Origin of the sequence: Arthrobacter sp., assembly GCF_031179985.1 — a bacterium.
GTDB lineage: Bacteria > Actinomycetota > Actinomycetes > Actinomycetales > Micrococcaceae > Arthrobacter.
Genome location: NZ_JAPSHJ010000024.1, coordinates 7,740 through 23,493 on the forward strand (window position 1 = coordinate 7,740; position 15,754 = coordinate 23,493).

At 61.7% G+C, this 15,754-nt stretch carries 14 protein-coding genes; 10 read left to right on the forward strand and 4 right to left on the reverse strand.

The annotated features are described in order from the left end of the window. Window positions 1-239 precede the first annotated feature (239 nt). On the forward strand, window positions 240-737 hold the full coding sequence (locus tag RIN13_RS12395) for a DUF2199 domain-containing protein (RefSeq protein ID WP_309107644.1): 498 nt from the start codon (window positions 240-242) through the stop codon (window positions 735-737). Window positions 738-892: 155 nt separating this feature from the next. Here RIN13_RS12395 and RIN13_RS12400 read toward each other — a convergent pair whose 3' ends face one another. Both RIN13_RS12400 and RIN13_RS12405 read right to left on the reverse strand, forming a co-directional pair. After that, on the reverse strand, window positions 893-2,212 hold the full coding sequence (locus RIN13_RS12400; RefSeq protein ID WP_309107645.1) for a ParM/StbA family protein: 1,320 nt from the start codon (window positions 2,210-2,212) through the stop codon (window positions 893-895). A gap of 78 nt (window positions 2,213-2,290) precedes the next feature. Then, window positions 2,291-2,851, reverse strand: a complete 561-nt coding sequence (locus RIN13_RS12405) for a hypothetical protein (protein WP_309107646.1) — start codon at window positions 2,849-2,851, stop codon at window positions 2,291-2,293. A gap of 747 nt (window positions 2,852-3,598) precedes the next feature. Here RIN13_RS12405 and RIN13_RS12410 point away from each other — a divergent pair. From RIN13_RS12410 to RIN13_RS12420, 3 genes are all read left to right on the forward strand, one after another. After that, window positions 3,599-3,715, forward strand: coding sequence for a methionine biosynthesis protein MetW (locus RIN13_RS12410; RefSeq protein ID WP_309107647.1), 117 nt, complete (start codon window positions 3,599-3,601; stop codon window positions 3,713-3,715). Between the two features lie 49 nt (window positions 3,716-3,764). After that, window positions 3,765-4,613: a phosphotransferase gene (locus RIN13_RS12415; RefSeq protein ID WP_309107648.1), complete on the forward strand. Its 849-nt coding sequence runs from the start codon at window positions 3,765-3,767 to the stop codon at window positions 4,611-4,613. 92 nt (window positions 4,614-4,705) lie between these two features. Further along, window positions 4,706-5,518: an SGNH/GDSL hydrolase family protein gene (locus RIN13_RS12420; protein WP_309107649.1), complete on the forward strand. Its 813-nt coding sequence runs from the start codon at window positions 4,706-4,708 to the stop codon at window positions 5,516-5,518. Between the two features lie 36 nt (window positions 5,519-5,554). Here RIN13_RS12420 and RIN13_RS12425 read toward each other — a convergent pair whose 3' ends face one another. Together RIN13_RS12425 and RIN13_RS12430 are read right to left on the reverse strand one after the other, a co-directional pair. Continuing rightward, complete coding sequence (locus RIN13_RS12425) at window positions 5,555-6,922, reverse strand: aspartate aminotransferase family protein (RefSeq protein WP_309107650.1); 1,368 nt, start codon at window positions 6,920-6,922, stop codon at window positions 5,555-5,557. Between the two features lie 39 nt (window positions 6,923-6,961). Beyond that, on the reverse strand, window positions 6,962-7,285 hold the full coding sequence (locus RIN13_RS12430; protein WP_309107651.1) for a hypothetical protein: 324 nt from the start codon (window positions 7,283-7,285) through the stop codon (window positions 6,962-6,964). A gap of 207 nt (window positions 7,286-7,492) precedes the next feature. Here RIN13_RS12430 and RIN13_RS12435 point away from each other — a divergent pair, with 207 nt between their 5' ends. From RIN13_RS12435 to RIN13_RS12460, 6 genes are all read left to right on the forward strand, one after another. Then, entirely contained in the window at window positions 7,493-8,800 is a 1,308-nt protein-coding gene (locus RIN13_RS12435) for a sugar ABC transporter substrate-binding protein (protein ID WP_309107652.1), read from the forward strand. 101 nt (window positions 8,801-8,901) lie between these two features. Next, complete coding sequence (locus RIN13_RS12440) at window positions 8,902-9,786, forward strand: sugar ABC transporter permease (protein ID WP_309107653.1); 885 nt, start codon at window positions 8,902-8,904, stop codon at window positions 9,784-9,786. Further along, window positions 9,786-10,640 (forward strand): carbohydrate ABC transporter permease, encoded by an 855-nt coding sequence (locus RIN13_RS12445; RefSeq protein WP_247041417.1) that lies wholly within the window; start codon window positions 9,786-9,788, stop codon window positions 10,638-10,640. Before RIN13_RS12440 ends, RIN13_RS12445 begins: the two co-directional genes overlap by 1 nt. A 67-nt stretch (window positions 10,641-10,707) precedes the next feature. Next, window positions 10,708-11,970, forward strand: a complete 1,263-nt coding sequence (locus RIN13_RS12450; protein ID WP_309107654.1) for an ROK family protein — start codon at window positions 10,708-10,710, stop codon at window positions 11,968-11,970. Continuing rightward, window positions 11,967-13,919 carry a DUF2264 domain-containing protein gene (locus RIN13_RS12455; protein ID WP_309107655.1) on the forward strand — a complete coding sequence of 651 codons (1,953 nt, stop codon included), beginning with the start codon at window positions 11,967-11,969 and terminating at the stop codon, window positions 13,917-13,919. Before RIN13_RS12450 ends, RIN13_RS12455 begins: the two co-directional genes overlap by 4 nt. A gap of 21 nt (window positions 13,920-13,940) precedes the next feature. Next, window positions 13,941-15,710 carry a beta-galactosidase gene (locus RIN13_RS12460; RefSeq protein WP_309107656.1) on the forward strand — a complete coding sequence of 590 codons (1,770 nt, stop codon included), beginning with the start codon at window positions 13,941-13,943 and terminating at the stop codon, window positions 15,708-15,710. Window positions 15,711-15,754: the final 44 nt, after the last annotated feature.

Here is a 15,754-nt window from a genome sequence, read left to right on the forward strand (position 1 = left end):
TTGAGAGCATCGGCAGAGGGCTCTCGCACAAGTCTGCACGCGCATGGTGGCCCGAGTTGAAGCGGATCTACTTGGAGACCAATAGCCCTGCAGTCCAAGGCTCGCTGTCGCTCTCAAACGACCCGATGCTCGGCAGGGAAGCCACCGCGATCCTCAGCCGCAGCAGGGGCCAGTAAGGTTTTGATGGCTGCTGTAGGCGGCGTTGGGCGGGCTGGACTCGACACGGGTGAAGGAGAATCTTGGGGAAATTATCTTGGCGAAAGTGCGGGACGTGCGGCCGCCGCATGTCCGAGCATGACCGCGATGTCCGTTTCCAGCTCCCGGACCCAGTCCTCCACACTCCTGAACAACATCGGGTCGAAGGAGCGTGGCTTAGCCACAAGGACCCAAATACTTCAATAATGATGCAGATCCCCGAGATGGGCGCCTTTGTCAGGGCACTCTTGCCGGTGGGCCTTACCCAAGGCCATAGTGTGCGGTTCGGTGTATGGGTATCTGTGCATCCCGACGATGCGCAGAGGGCTGCCTCGGTTTGGTTGGAGCCGGAGTACAAGGATCTGACACTGACTGGCTACTTAGCCAACAGGATCGAACCGTGGGGCCTCCTCGCTTGTCCCGTAGATCTTGCTGTGAGAAACGTAGATCACACACCCTATTGCGTGAGCAGCTCGAACAAGGAGCTTGAACAAGTACTGACGCAATCCTGGCCCCACAGCATCCTTGCGTCGCTTCCCTAGCGCAGGTTCAAGCTACTTCAAGCATTCGTGGCCGAACCCTCACAGGAGCGACGGCGTCGAGTCCGCGGGCCCGGTCAAGTCCACCAAGACGTGACCGGGCGACCGCTGAGTCAAGGGATCGTTGCCGGTGCTCTCAGCCAGATCCCACAAAATACCTAAACAGCAGCCTCGGCGAGCTTCTTCTCGCTTGAACGGGCACGGCGCTTACCATTGGCAGCCGGTGCGGCGCCGGCTCGTTCTTCCACGGCCTGGGCGGCAATGTAGAGACCCTCACGGTTCAGGTTTCGCGAGTAGGAGGAATCCAGGTACAGAGTCGGGAACGAGTCCACCGAGTTCATCTCGGTGGCCTTGGCCAGAAGTGCCGGATACAGATGCGGCTTCACCGGGCCTGCGCCGCCGCCGAAGACATACGCGACCTCGGTGGTGGCACCGACGACGGCCAGAACGCGGCCGAACCGCTCGGTAACTTCCTTGGCAAAGAACCGCATCTCTTCATCGACGAACTGAGCGACTTTGTCGTAGAAGTTACGCTTCAACGGTGACGCCCCGGCCTGCAGGTACTCAGCCAACTGCTTGCGGGAAGTGAAGCCATGCGAGAAGCCCTGGTCTTCCATCGCCTTCAGCGCGTCGTTAAGAACCGAGCCGTAACCGCGGTTGTGCGTGGTCGAGGCGTCGGCGTTGAACTCTCCGGCAGTGAAGACAGGAAAATTGACTGTCCCTTCTCCGACATCGATGCCGACAGTGTGCTCGGCTGCAAGCACGTCAGCAGATGTGATGCCCACCAGTGACAGGCCTCTCCGGCGGACATCGGCGAGCATGGCGTCCATCAACGGCTCCCCCTTGGCAGTGATCGCATACTGAGCCGACGCACCCTCCGGGATCACCTGTACATCCACGAATTCAAGCTTCACGGTGACCGGGGTCTCGAAGTTATGCACGGTAACCGTATGCGTGCCGCTCGTGAACTCAGCTGCGTAGCTGGTGCGGTGTGAGATGTACTCATTGATCGGCAGCGCAAGTGCTACCCGAGCCTCCACACTTATGGTTTCGATAGCCGGCGGCAACCCGCCGTGCTGACGCACGTAGTCACGCAGCGCCTTGGCGGCGAAAGCACCCATGACCAGAACCTTGCTCAGCTCCTGCTGGGCCTTGCTGCGACGGCCCACCACGTCGAACTCATCAAAGGCACCTTGGGCGCTCAGGGCACGCAGGCCGAAGAGCCTGCGGTGATGATTGCTGACCAGAGGGGAGATGAAGCTGACGTCCAGCTCATTGTAGAAGTTGCCTTCCATCTTCGCTGGGGCTTCATTGTCTGGGGTCGGCAGAGCGTTCGGGCGCGTGATCGTTGAGACGCCGCTCGGCAGGTCGATCTCGTCCACGTTAACGGCACCTGATGCACCGGCGCCGCGGATGAGGCCCTTGACATAGCCGTTGCCAACGTCGATGCCACCGGTGAGATTGATCGAAATGGTCATGAATGTGATCCCTTCGTGGAGTGTTTGGTGTGGTTACTGGGTTGCCATACAAGAGAAAGTGCTGGGAGTTGTTACGGGTTAGCGCAGCATCGAGAATATGTCGTTGACTTCAACGGCAGAAGGCTGCTCCGGTTCAGGGCTGGTCGAGGAGGAAGTGTTGACGTCGTCCTGTTGTGGTGCCGGCTTCTGAACCAGTGTCGGGGCTGCCAGGGCGATGCTCAGGATCTCGGGTTCGGTCTCTGTCTGCTGGCTCAGACCCGGATCCTCAGAAGCGGCAGGTGTCGCCATCTGCTGATCCAACGCCGCCGGCAGGACAGCCGTCCCTGCATTCCGCTCTGTCCTTGTTGATCCCTCTTCCGGACCAACAGGACGCTCCCGCGTGGGAAGCTGAGAAACCGGCCGGTTAACGACATCGACGTAGCCAAGGCGCTCGATGCTCTCACGGATCAGCATCCGAATAGACAGTGATGGGTTGTCCTGCAAATTCATCCACTCCAACACAGCCTCATCGGCTGCGGGGACGCTCAAGCGGAATCGCTGCGGCGGCGGTTTCACAGTTGTTACAGCAGAAGTCTTTGACGGTTTCTTAGTAGCGGCCTTCGCCTTTGGCGCTGCCACCTTGCTTTGAAGATTGGCCATGGATCCTCCCCCTCTCTTTCTCCGATTAACAAAAGTTCATGATGAGACTCTGGCTAAACCTCTCGCTCGCGTAGCTCTTAACCCACATATGACCCGTCTCCCGGTCAATTCTGGTCAGGAACAACCCAACCTTAGCCCGCAAATTATGGTGCAACTTACGCGTCACCACAACTGACCCTTGCACCTCGGTGCAGCGGTTTCTTTTTTGTTGGTATCTGCCCGTAGAACTAATGTTGTCCACATGAGTGCAGAACGAAAAGCCAGCCGCCACGCCCAAGAATTTCGGTGGCACCAGATTAACCTCCAGTTACCGGAGACCGAAGCTGCTATTCGTGACCTCAGGGCCCTCAGGGAGGCCGTTGACCAGCTCCTCATAGAAGCTGTCATTCGAGCCCATGACGAAGGAATGAGCCCGGCAAGCCTTGCTGACTCGCTCGGATTCACCAAACATGTCGCGACAGAGCGGCCCTCCCCTGAAATCATGAACCCTCCAGCAGCAAGGCCTTCTGGTCGTCGTGGCATTCGTTTTGAGCCAATGCCCTAATGGAGAAATAGGCCCCACCCTGGTCATGAACTGCTCCTCGAAAGTTGGACTGAGAAATCCGTTCTGACTCACGGGGAGCAGCTTTATGTTGAAGGGAAGTTCCGTTATCCGGGAGGCAATACGAGGCCGCGGTAGCGTTCTTCGAGGCCTGTCCCATTTGCCACCGCGCGTCCTGGGCCAGACGGACGACGTAGCGCGGCTGTGTGGAAAACTACTGGAATCACAACACTGCCTTTCATGGTGAGCTGGTCGCTCGCGTCACGGCCGCAGGCGGGCGTGTTCTCGACGTTGGCTGCGGCGACGGCCTCCTACTTGAGTAGCCAACGGTCGTTTCCCACGGTGCCCCTCACACTTGAGTACGCTGGCGCAGTGAACATTGAGAGCCGGGTACCGGTTGAGGAGCGTCTCTATGTGCCGGCGCCGGGCGAGGAGTCCGACGTCGAACTTATGCCGGCGGGCGATGTCACCGAAGGTGTGGTGCGGGTGGGGGCCACGATCCGCCGGCCCCATCAGCCGCAAAGCTTTGCCGTGGCTGACTATCTGGACTGGCTGGAGGATGCTGGCTTTGTCGGCGCTCCACGGTTCCTGGGCAGGGACGCCGGGGGCCGGGACGTCCTGACCTTCCTGCAGGGACACTGCGCCGGGGCGGAGCCCGAAAGGTGGGTCCAATCGGAGCGGCTGCTGGCTTCGGTGGGCCGCCTGACCCGCAGCCTCCACGAAGCCTCAAAGGGATTTGTCCCCGATGAGCATCCCTTTCCGCCTCGCCCCGTCAGGCAGGACCCGGCGGAACTCGTCTGCCACTTGGATGTCACACCCCAGAACATCGTGGTGCGCAGGGGCGTGGCCGTTGGCCTGGTGGATTTCGATCTCGCCGGCCCCAGCTTTGCTCTTAAGGACGCCTTCAATACAGCCATGCACTGGGTTCCGCTCCGCGACCCCGCAGACGCATGGCCCGGCTGGGAAGAAACCGATGCCTTCCGCCGCCTCCGGATTTTCGCTGACGCCTACGGCTGGACAGGTGAAGAACGACGGCGGGTTCCCGCCGTCGGGATCGACGCCGTCAGGTTGTCGTACGAGCGGATGGAACATAACGCCCGGACCTTGGGAGGCGGGTGGAAGCGGATGTGGGATGACGGCGTCGGCGGCCTCATTGAGCGCCGCGCGCTCTGGCTGGATACCCGCAGCGATCAGTTGCTCAGTTCCCTGATTGACGGCTAAGCCACAAGAAGCCAGCCGGAAAAGACTAATCCCTTGACTTTTCCCCGGTTCGGACGGTCAATGAAATCAGGTACGGCCGCAAAGGGGTTCCCATGGTTCATCCACATCCTTGGAGCCGGTTCGTTGCCTTGGGAGATTCTTTCACAGAAGGAGTCGGAGACCCGGAACCGGAAAGCCCCGGCGGCCTTAGAGGCTGGGCCGACCGTGTCGCAGAGGAACTCAGCGTTGACCACCCTGATTTCGCCTATGCAAACCTCGCCGTAAGAGGGCGGCTCCTTCAGCAGATCATCGACGAGCAGCTGGAACCGACGCTGGCCCTGAATCCGGACCTGGTCACTCTCTCCGGGGGCGGGAACGATCTCGTGTTTCGGGCAAGCGACCCTGACCGCCTGGCGGAGCAACTGGATGATGCGGTGGAGAAGCTAAGCGCGACCGGTGCGACGGTCGTGCTGTTCACCGGCCCGGATTGGGGAGCAACCCCCGTATTCGGCCTGATACGGGGGAAAATTGCGATCTTCAACGAGCATTTGCGGGCCATTGCTGTGCGCCACGACAGTATCATCGTGGACCTGTGGGCCCTGCGGCAGTTAAGGGATCACAGCATGTGGGATCCTGACAGGCTGCACTTCTCCCAGCTGGGGCACCACACCATTGCCGCGATGGTCCTGGACACGCTGAACGTTCCGCATTCCCTCGAACCATTGGAGCCTAAGCCGCTTCCCAAGAGCTCCTGGCGTGGAGCCAGGACGGAGGACCTCGTGTGGGCGCGCGAATACCTCGCACCATGGATTCTCCGGCGCCTGCGCCACCGGACCTACGAGGACCGGGCCGCTAAAAGGCCCGAACCCGGCCCCGTCTTCGGTTCCGCAATGCCGGAGCACACTTCATCCAGCGGCGGCTCCTGAAACCCTGGCCCGAAGCGAGGTCCTGCCCGAGACAGCTCAGGACACCTTTGCGTCCGCGATTTCCAGGACCTCATCCAGGATGGAGAGTCCCCTGTTGGCGTCCTCCGGCGAAATGTTCAGTGGCGGGACCACGTGGATGCGGTTGAAGTTGGCGAAAGGGAGCAGTCCCCGCGTCCGGCAGGCTGCAATCAGTTCGTTCATTTCCGGGCTTGAGGCGCCGTAGGGCGCCAGCGGCTCGCGGGTCTGGCGGTCCTTGACGAGTTCAATGGCCCAGAAGGCACCGGTACCACGTACCTCGCCTACTGACTGGTGTTTTTCCTGCAGTGCGGCCAGTCCCGGGGCGAAGACGTCGGCCCCGAGTTGCGCCGCATTTTCGAGGATGCCTTCATCCCGCATGGCGTTGATCGTGGCCACAGCCGCCGCCGTAGCCAGGGGGTGGCCAGAATATGTCAGCCCGCCGGGGTACGCCCGCTGCCCGAAGGTAGCCGCGATCTCCGGGGAAATGGCCACACCGCCCAGCGGGACGTAGCCTGAGTTCACACCCTTCGCGAACGTCAAAAGGTCCGGAACCACATCAAAGTGGTCAATAGCGAACCATTTCCCTGAACGCCCGAAACCGCACATCACCTCGTCTGCGATGTAGATGATGCCGTATTTGGTGGCAAGTTCCCGGACGCCCCGCAGGTAGCCCGGCGGCGGCACCATGATCCCGGCTGTTCCGGGAATCGTTTCAAGAATGACGGCCGCGATAGTAGCGGGTCCTTCAAGCTGAATCATCGTCTCCAGATGCTCCAGCGCCCGCTGCGTTTCTTCCTCCGGCGTCGAGGAATGGAACTGCGTGCGGTAGAGGAACGGCGCATGGAAGTGGACCGTCCCGGCGGTGCCGTAGTCGTTGGGAATGCGGCGGGGATCGCCAGTAACGTTCACAGCCAGCGCGGTTCCACCGTGATAAGAACGGTAGGCCGAGAGCACCTTGTACTTACCGGTATGCAGCCTCGCCATGCGGATGGCATGTTCGACGGCGTCAGCTCCGCCGTTCGTGAAGAAAATCTTGTTGAGCTCCCCCGGGGCCAGCTCAGCGATCAGGCGTGCTGCTTCCGAGCGGGCCTCGTTCACGAACTGGGGTGCAACGGTGCACAGCTTGCCTGCCTGCTCCTGGATTGCGGCCACCACTTTCGGATGCTGATGGCCGATATTGGTGTTCACGAGCTGCGAAGAGAAGTCGAGAAGCCGGTTACCGTCCCCGTCCCACACATAGGAACCTGCGGCTCGCGTGATCGTCATGGGAGTGAGCGTTTCCTGGGCTGACCACGAGTGGAAAACGTGCTTGCGGTCGAGCTCGTAGGCGCGCCGTCCGGCCGCAAGTTCTTCCTCGGGTATCTGCTGTTCGGTGGTTGCAGTCATGGTTCTCTCCTCAAGGACGGCGTGGAACGCTCCAGTCACTCACTCTACGTCGTCGCCGGCAGCACCAAAGGGATACTCCTCTTCGTCAATGGGAACACTGAGAGCCTGTTCAGCCAGGTCGGCTTCCGAGGCCCCAGCTGCCGCCTCAGACGCCGGCCCCGGAGTTCTTCCCTCACGACCAAACACAGCCGAAACATGCTGCTCCAGATAGTCGGCTTCGGGAGCCTCGGCCGGAATTTGCGCTGGCGTACTCTTTTCGGCCGGTTCCTGGGATTCGTCCGGCAAAGCCGGCAGTTGCTGTTCGATGAGATCCGCCTCCGGCACATCACGTGATGACGGTGTGCGGGTGTTTTCGCTGTCCATGATTGGTCCCTTCTTGAGAGCGTCATCCACTCAGAGAGGCCCTCCCCTGCGGGTCACGAGGACCTATTAAAAAGCTACACCCGGTGCCCGTTCCGTGCCTGCAAGCACCTCGAAGGGACTATTGACAGGGGTTAGAATAAGCCATAGCGTAAGCCCCGTTGCTCGGCGAAATAAACCGCAGAGCTTGGACTTTACGAAGGGAAAGCAATGAAGCTTCTTGAAACCAACGTGTCCCGCCGCAATGTGCTGGCCGGCCTTGGCGCCACCACCCTCGGTGTCATCACCCTCACCGCCTGCGGCTCAAGCGGTTCCGGTACTGCCTCGGCCGGCGGGGCCAAGAACTTCGTGATGACTGTATGGGGTGGAGATCCGGACAAGGCTGCCTACCAGACCCGGCTGGACCTGGCGAAGGCGAAGTTCCCGGACTACAAGATCACGCTTCAGATCATCCCCAACAAGGACTACGCCCAGAAAGTCCAGACCATGATCTCCGGCGGAACGGGCCCGGACATCATGCAGGTGGCCGAGGACGCAAATGCCTACAGCTCCAAGAACCAGCTCCTGGCCCTTGATGAGTACATCTCCTCCGCCAAGCTGGACCTGAAGGCGACCTTCGGTGCCGTAGCTGAAAACTGGAAGTACAAGGACAAGACCTACGCTGTCCCGGACCGCGCCGGAGCAATGATCCTCTACTACAACAAGGGTGAGTTCGACAAGAAGGGCCTGGCCATTCCCACCGGCGACTGGACCTGGGACGATCTTCTCTCCACCGCCAAAGAGCTGACGGGCGACGGAGTCTACGGCTACGGCGGAACCGAATGGTGGCCCATCTGGATGTCCTTTGCCTACCAGAACGGCGGCAAGATCATTGACCCGGACAGCGGACGCCCCACAGTGGACACACCGGAGGTCATTGAAGCCCTGCAGTTCTGCCAGGACCTGATTTACAAGCACAAGGTGGTCCCGTCCAAGGTTGACTATGCCAACATGGGTGCCGGAGTGGGTGGCGATGCCGCATTCGCTTCCGGCAAAGTGATGATGAACAGCACAGGCTTCTGGAACATCGGCAGCCTCGCCAAGCAGGACAAGATCAGCTGGGACGTTGCGCAGATCTGGCACGGCAAAGAGAAAGCCATTTCCGCCTTCGGCTCCGGCCTGGCGATCTCCCGCAGCAGCAAGAACCCCGCAGATGCCTTCAAGATCATTGAGTTCATGACCTCCGCTGAAGGCCAGAAGCCAATCCTGGACCTCGGCCAGGACGTTCCCGCCCGCCAGGACCTGCAGAACAGCCCCGAATTCCTTAAGCCGTCCTGGCTGAAGGCTGACGTGAACATGGAAGTGTTCCCGGAGTCGACGCCGTCGATCTTCAAGCCGCCGTTCATCCCTGAGTGGAACGAAATGCAGAAGGCGATCACCGACGCCACCGCAGACTTCTGGCTCGGCAAGACCGACGCCGCAGCCACTGCCGCGGATCTCCAGAAGCGCCTCGGCTCAATCGTCAAGACCCAGGCCTAATCCGGACCGCCATGACCACCCTGCAGCAAAAGAATCCGGCTCAGGCCCGCCCACCGGAGCCGGCAGTCAACGGGATACCGGCCAAGCCCCGACCCAGCAAAATGAGACGCAAGGAAGCACGGTTCTTCTGGCTTTTCATATCGCCGTGGATCTTCGGTTTTGTGGTTTTCCTCCTTGGCCCGATGCTGGCCTCGGTCTACCTGTCCTTCACCGACTGGGACTCCTTTACGGACCCCACCTGGGTGGGTTTCGGGAACTACGTGAAGCTCATCACCGAGGACACCGTCTTCCACAAGGCGCTCTGGAACACCCTCTACTTCGCCTTTTTCTCGGTGCCGCTCGGTATGGGTATCGCCTTGTGGCTCGCGGCGTTGCTGAACAAGAAGATGAAGGCGCGGAAGATCTTCCGCACCCTGGTCTATTTGCCTCACCTGGTGCCGATTGTTGCCGTTGCCCTGATCTTCCAGATGATCCTGGCTCCGGACGCAGGGCCGCTCAACCGGATTCTCGCGGTGTTCGGGGTGGACGGCCCGGCGTGGCTCTTCGATTCCGAGTGGGTCAAGCCGGCGATCATCCTGCTGTCCCTGTGGCAGGCCGGCGGCGCAACCGTGCTGCTGTTGGCGGGGATGAAGGGTATTCCCCAGGAGTTTTATGAAGCTGCGGAAATCGATGGTGCCTCATCGCTTAGGCAGTTCTGGAGCATCACGTTCCCGCAGCTGACCCCCATCATCTTCTTCAATCTGATCATGGGGATCATCGGCGCGTTCCAGGTCTTCGCCCAGGTGTACATCCTGACCCAGGGCGGGCCGGACAACGCCAGCCAGATGCTGGTTCCGCTGCTCTTCACAGAGGCATTCCGCAACTACCACATGGGGTACGCGTCAGCCATCTCGTGGCTTCTGTTCCTGATGGTCATGGCCCTGACGATTCTCGCTTTCTCGACGTCGCGCAAATGGGTTTTCTACGAGACGGAGGTCAAGAACTGATGGCTGAGCTTAAGGTGTACCAGAGCACCGCCTTTACCTATGCGGGACTGATGGTTGCTTCTGCAGTGTTCTTCGCTCCCCTGGTCTTTGTGGTTTCGATCGCCCTCAGCAGCGACCAGACAGTAGGCACCGGCGCGTTCTCGTTGTTCCCCACTGAATTCCGGTGGGAGAACTTCGTGCGGATTTTTCAGACGCAGCAGCCGGTGGGGAACTTTGTGGTGAACTCGGTGATCATCTCGGTGTTGTCCGCCGTCGGGCAGGTTTTCTCCTCCGCCCTGGTGGGGTACGCCTTCGCCCGGCTCCGGGCGAAAGGCAAGAACATCACCTTTATGATCATGCTGGCCACCATGATGATCCCGGCCCAGATCACCATGATTCCGCAGTTCATCCTGTTCAAGGAGCTCGGCTGGATCAACACGTTCCTGCCGCTGATCATCCCCAACTTCTTCGGCAACGCCTACAACATCTTCCTCATCCGGCAGTTCGTTTCCCGGTTGCCAGTGGAAATGGACGAGGCCGCGATGGTGGATGGCCTGGGATACTTCGGCATCTTCCGCCGGATCGTCCTGCCGATGATGATGCCGGTGCTGATCGCCATCGCCATCTTCACGCTCACCTGGACCTGGGGCGATTTCATGGGTCCGCTGATCTACCTCAATGAGGACACCAAAATGCCGTTGGCGCTCGGCGTGCAGTTACTCACCAGTACAAGCCAGGAGCTACAGACCCCACCGTGGAACCTGGTGATGGTGGGAACCGTGTTCCTGTCGCTGCCGATGATCATCATTTACTACTTTGGTCAGAAGTACATGTATGAAATGAATATCTCAACGGGCAGTGCAGGCGTTAAGTAGTCATGGACAGCATCTCCGGAATCCCGCCCGCGGGAGGCCTGACCTCATCCGAACGCAGAAACGGGACATGAAAAAGAGAACGTCCAAGGACATCCGGAATGAGAGCCGCTTCGCCTTGCTGCGCGGGCTGTATTCCCTGCACACCGCCACCCGGCAGGAACTGGCCGCCGCCACCGGGCTCAGTTTCGCCACCATCGCCAACATCGTCGGCGAGCTGGTCGACGTCGGCGTTCTGGTGGAGGCGGGCAGGGAGGATTCCGGGGGCGGGCGGCCCGTAACAAGGCTCAGGATCTCACCGGACCGCGGCGCCCTGGTGGGGGTGGACATCGCGGAAACGTACATCCATGTGGATATTTATGATCTGGCCCTCGACGTCATTGGCCAGGCCGAGAGTGACCTGCCCATCGACGAGAACGACCCGTCTTCGTTGGCCCGGCGGGTCGCCGGCCTCATTGACGAGGCGGCGGCAGCGGCAGGCATTCCCCGGGAAGGAATTCTGCGGGTGGGCGTCAGCCTCCCGGGCCAGGTGGATCCCCAGCGCGGCGTCTCCGTATTTGCTCCCAACTGGGACTGGCATGAGGTCCGGATCCAGTCGCTTCTTTCGGAAGCGATCGGACTGCCGGTCGACGTCGACAATCCCCTCCGCGCTATCGCCATCGCGGAATTGTGGTTTGGTGCGGGACGCCTGGTGGACAACGTGGCTACAGTGAACCTGGGCACGGGCGTGGGCGCAGGTCTCGCCGTCGGCGGTGATTTGGTCCGGGGAACCAGCAACACTGCCGGCGAATGGGGCCACACCACCCTGATCTTTGGCGGGAGGCTGTGCCGATGCGGCCGCCAGGGCTGTGTGGAGGCGTACCTCGGTGTGCCCGGGCTCCAGATGACCATGGCTGAGGTCAACGCTTCCCATGACCTGCTGACCGGAGACCGCCAGCGCGAGTTTGTGTCCGACGTCGCCAAGGGCCTGGCCGAGGGTGATCCTGACTGCATCGAACTCCTGGAGGTGACGGGCCGTTACTTCGCCGCCGCCTTGGGAAACCTGATCAACTTCATCAATCCGGACCACGTCAGTGTCTTGGGATGGACCGCCAAAGTCCTCGGTCCCGAACTGCTCAAGGTCACCCAAAAACACCTGCCAAACGAGGTGCTCCCGAGCGCAGGTGCTGCCGTCCGCGTGGAACTGTCCACTGTGCCCGGAAACTCAGTCACCCTGGGCATGGCCACCTTTGCCCTCGAGGGATTCCTGGAGCAGGTGGGGCTGCCAAGCCGCGGGCCAACCAACAGATTGATGGCATCCCGCAAACGATCGCCGGAGGTTGCTGGCGCATGAACCGCCCTTTCCTGGACTTGCCCGAGCGGGACTATGAGCTCTCCCCCTACACCGGCCTCACCCGTGACCACTGGGCAGGCTACGCGGACTTTCTCCTCCGCTCAGTCCATCAGCACGCCTCGGAAAGCCATGCGAACATCTACCTCCCCGGGCCAACGAGCGCCTTCGGACGTTCCAGCGATTCCCTGGAAGCCTTCGCCCGGACTTTCCTCCTGGCGTCGTTCCGTATCGCCGGGGACCCAGAGGGCACGGCTTGGCTCGCTGACTGGTATGCCGCCGGGTTCGTCGCCGGAACTGACCCGGCCTCCCCTGAGCGGTGGCCAAGGCCTGACGAGCTGGGGCAGGCCAAGGTGGAGGCCGCTTCCCTTGCCGTAGGGCTTGCCCTTACCAGGGAACACCTTTGGGACAAGCTTCCGCAGCGGGTCCAGGAACAGACGATCGCCTGGTTCGAAACGGTGATCGGCGGAGACTACCCGCCCATCAACTGGGTCTGGTTCCAGATTGTGGTGGAGACCTTCCTTTCCACTGTCGGCGGCCGTTCCTCCGAGGAGGATATCGACGCCGGCCTTGCCATCCACGACTCCCTGTACAAGGGCGGGGGCTGGTTCGCAGACGGCCCCGAACGCGCCTACGACCACTACGTCGGCTGGGCGTTCCAGGTCTACCCCCAGGTATGGTCGCTGATGGCGCCGAATGATCCGCGGGTGGTTGCGCGCAAGGCCATGGATGCTGAGCGGCTTGTTGATTTCCTGGACGACGCCGCCCACTTGGCAGGCGCCAACGGTGCCCCGCTCATCCAGGGACGCAGCCTGATTTACCGATTCGCCGCAGCAGCACCCTTTTGGGCAGGAGAGCTGGCCGGAAACACCAGACTGGCTCCAGGGCTGAGCCGGCGTGCAGCCTCCGGAATGCTGGATTACTTTGTCCGCAACGGCGGGATCGATTCCAACGGCCTTCTGTCCGTCGGCTGGCATGGCGAATACGCCGGCATGAAGCAGAGCTACTCGGGGGCAGGCTCACCGTATTGGGCGTCCAAGGGGATGATGGGCCTGGCCCTCCCGGCAGACCACCGGGTGTGGACCGCTGTCGAGGAACCCTTGCCCGTGGAGGCCGGAAACACGCGCCGGATCATCGCTGCGCCGGGCTGGAATGTCAGCGGTACGGTGGCGGACGGGGTGGTACGGGTGGCCAACCACGGCACCGATCACGCCAATCAGGGGGATGCCACTACGGACTCCGCCCTCTATGCCCGCCTGGGTTACTCCACCCACAGCTTCCCGGACCTCTCTTCTGAATCGCCGGACAACGCCGTCGTTCTCGCGGATGCAACAGGTAGGCTGACGCACCGCACGGGGTTTGAAGCACTGGGCACGCGTGAGTCCGGGGCGGCCCTCATCGGCGCCTCGAGCTGGAGCGCCAACTGGATCACTCCACCTGCGGATAACGGACGGGACCATGGCAGCGGGTTCCGCGGCGAGGTTACGGCCGGCCCCGAAGTGACTGTGGTGTCAGTTGCCTGCGGAGCAGCGGAGGTAAGGATCGTGCGGCTGCGTGGTACTGCCGCCTCTTCCCCCGCAAAGCTGATGATGGGCGGCTGGCCGCTCGCGCCGTCGTCGGACCTGACCAGTGTTGTCCTTCCCCTGCCCGGCGTCCCGGCTCCGGTGGGCCGGGAGCTCGAAACCGGGACGTTCCTGCGGGATACACCGCAACCTATGGGCGACGGACTCCGGATTCCGTGGCTGGGAACTGTTGGTCCGGCGGTCGACGGACTCTACGCAGCCGTGGTGGCCTTCGGCGGCCAGGGGACCCTGAAGGCGGCCGACGCCGTTCGCTGTGTTTGGCAAAGCGGAACGGACGACGGCGGTGCGCGCCTTGAATTCGCCCGCCTTGAGTTCGGTGACGGCACCGTTGTCCCACTCCATGAATTTGCCGATCTCCTGGCACCCTAAAAACGTCTAAAAGGAATAAACATGTCTACTTTTGCTGTTGGCGCGCAGGACTTCCTGCTGGACGGCGAACCGTTCCGGGTGCTCTCCGGCGCCATCCACTACTTCCGGGTGCACCCGGATCTCTGGGCTGACCGAATCCATAAAGCGCGGCTTATGGGCCTGAACACTGTGGAGACCTACGTTCCCTGGAACGAACATTCTCCTCGGCCGGGCGAGTTCCTGACCGAGGGGCAGCTTGATCTGGGCCGCTTCCTGGACCTGGTGGCGGCGGAAGGCATGATGGCCATCGTCCGGCCCGGCCCGTTCATTTGCGCCGAGTGGGACAACGGCGGGCTGCCGGCTTGGCTTTTCCGCGACCCCACAGTGGGAATCCGGACCAGCGAGCCCGGCTATCTTGCCGCCGTCGACGCCTTCTTCCGGGCCTTGCTGCCTGCCGTCGTCGACAGGCAGATTTCCCGGGGCGGGCCCGTGATCATGCTCCAGATTGAAAATGAGTACGGGGCTTATGGCAATGACAAGGCCTATCTTCAGCACCTGGTGGATCTGGTGAAGGGCGGCGGCCTGGACGTTCCGCTGTTCAGTTGTGACCAGCCCGCGGGAACCATGATCGAGGACGGGTCGCTTCCGGAGCTCCTGAAGACGGCAACGTTCGGTTCCCGTGCGGCCGAGCGTCTGGCAACGTTGCGGAAGCACCAGCCCACCGGACCGCTCATGTGCGCGGAATTCTGGAACGGCTGGTTCGACAATTGGGGCACGCACCACCACCGCACCGATGCCGCTGCTGCCGCCGCCGAACTGGACACATTGCTCGCTTCCGGGGCATCCGTCAACATTTACATGTTCCATGGCGGGACCAACTTCGGCTTCACCAACGGCTCCAACGACAAAGGCATTTACGAGCCCACCATCACGTCGTACGACTATGACGCCCCGCTGAGCGAGGACGGCTTTCCCACCGCCAAGTACTTCGCGTTCCGGGATGTCATCGCCAAACACTTCCCGGTGCCGGAGGAGATTCCGGCTGTGCGTGCTGATGCTGCGGCCAGTTCCGTTTCAGTGACGGATTCGGTGGCCTTGCTTGACGTCTTGGATCTGCTCGGCTCGCCTCTTTTGGTTGACGGGCCCGCTCCGACCACCGAAGACGCCGAACACTACCGCGGGTTCTCGGTGTACACCACCGCGGTGGCTCATGGTGGTGTACTTTCCGTTGCCGAGGTGCGGGACCGTGCGCAGGTGTTCCTGGACGGACGTTCCGTTGGTGTGCTCAGCCGGGACCACGGCGAGCGCGCCATCAGCCTGCCCGACGGCGGTCTGCTCCAGGTGCTTGTGGAGGACCAGGGGCGCGTTAATTACGGCAAGCGGATCGGTGAGGTCAAGGGCCTGATCGCGCCGGTGACGCTCGACGGCGTGGAGCTGCTGGAGTGGGAAATCCGGCCTTTGGATTTCACCGAGGTTGGTTCCCTGCGCGCGGCAGCTGTGCCTGTGGCTGGCGTGGCGGACGGCTTGGGGGTCGCCGGTGTGGCGGGCCCCTCCATTTCCTTTGCGGACTTTGACGCTGACGGCCCCGAAGACCGGTACCTCCGGCTGGACGGCTGGACGAAGGGAAACGCGTTCATCAACGGCTTCAACCTTGGCCGCTACTGGAGCCGGGGGCCACAACGTACGCTGTACATCCCGGCGCCGCTGATCCATGCCGGGCGCAACGAGTTGGCCATCCTCGAACTGCACGGAAGCGCCACGGGGAAGGTGCAGTTCGTTGCCGCACCGGACCTGGGCCCGGATGAAAAATAGGCGCTCCCCTTGGCGGGTGAGAGGCCCGGGGTTGATGTGATTCC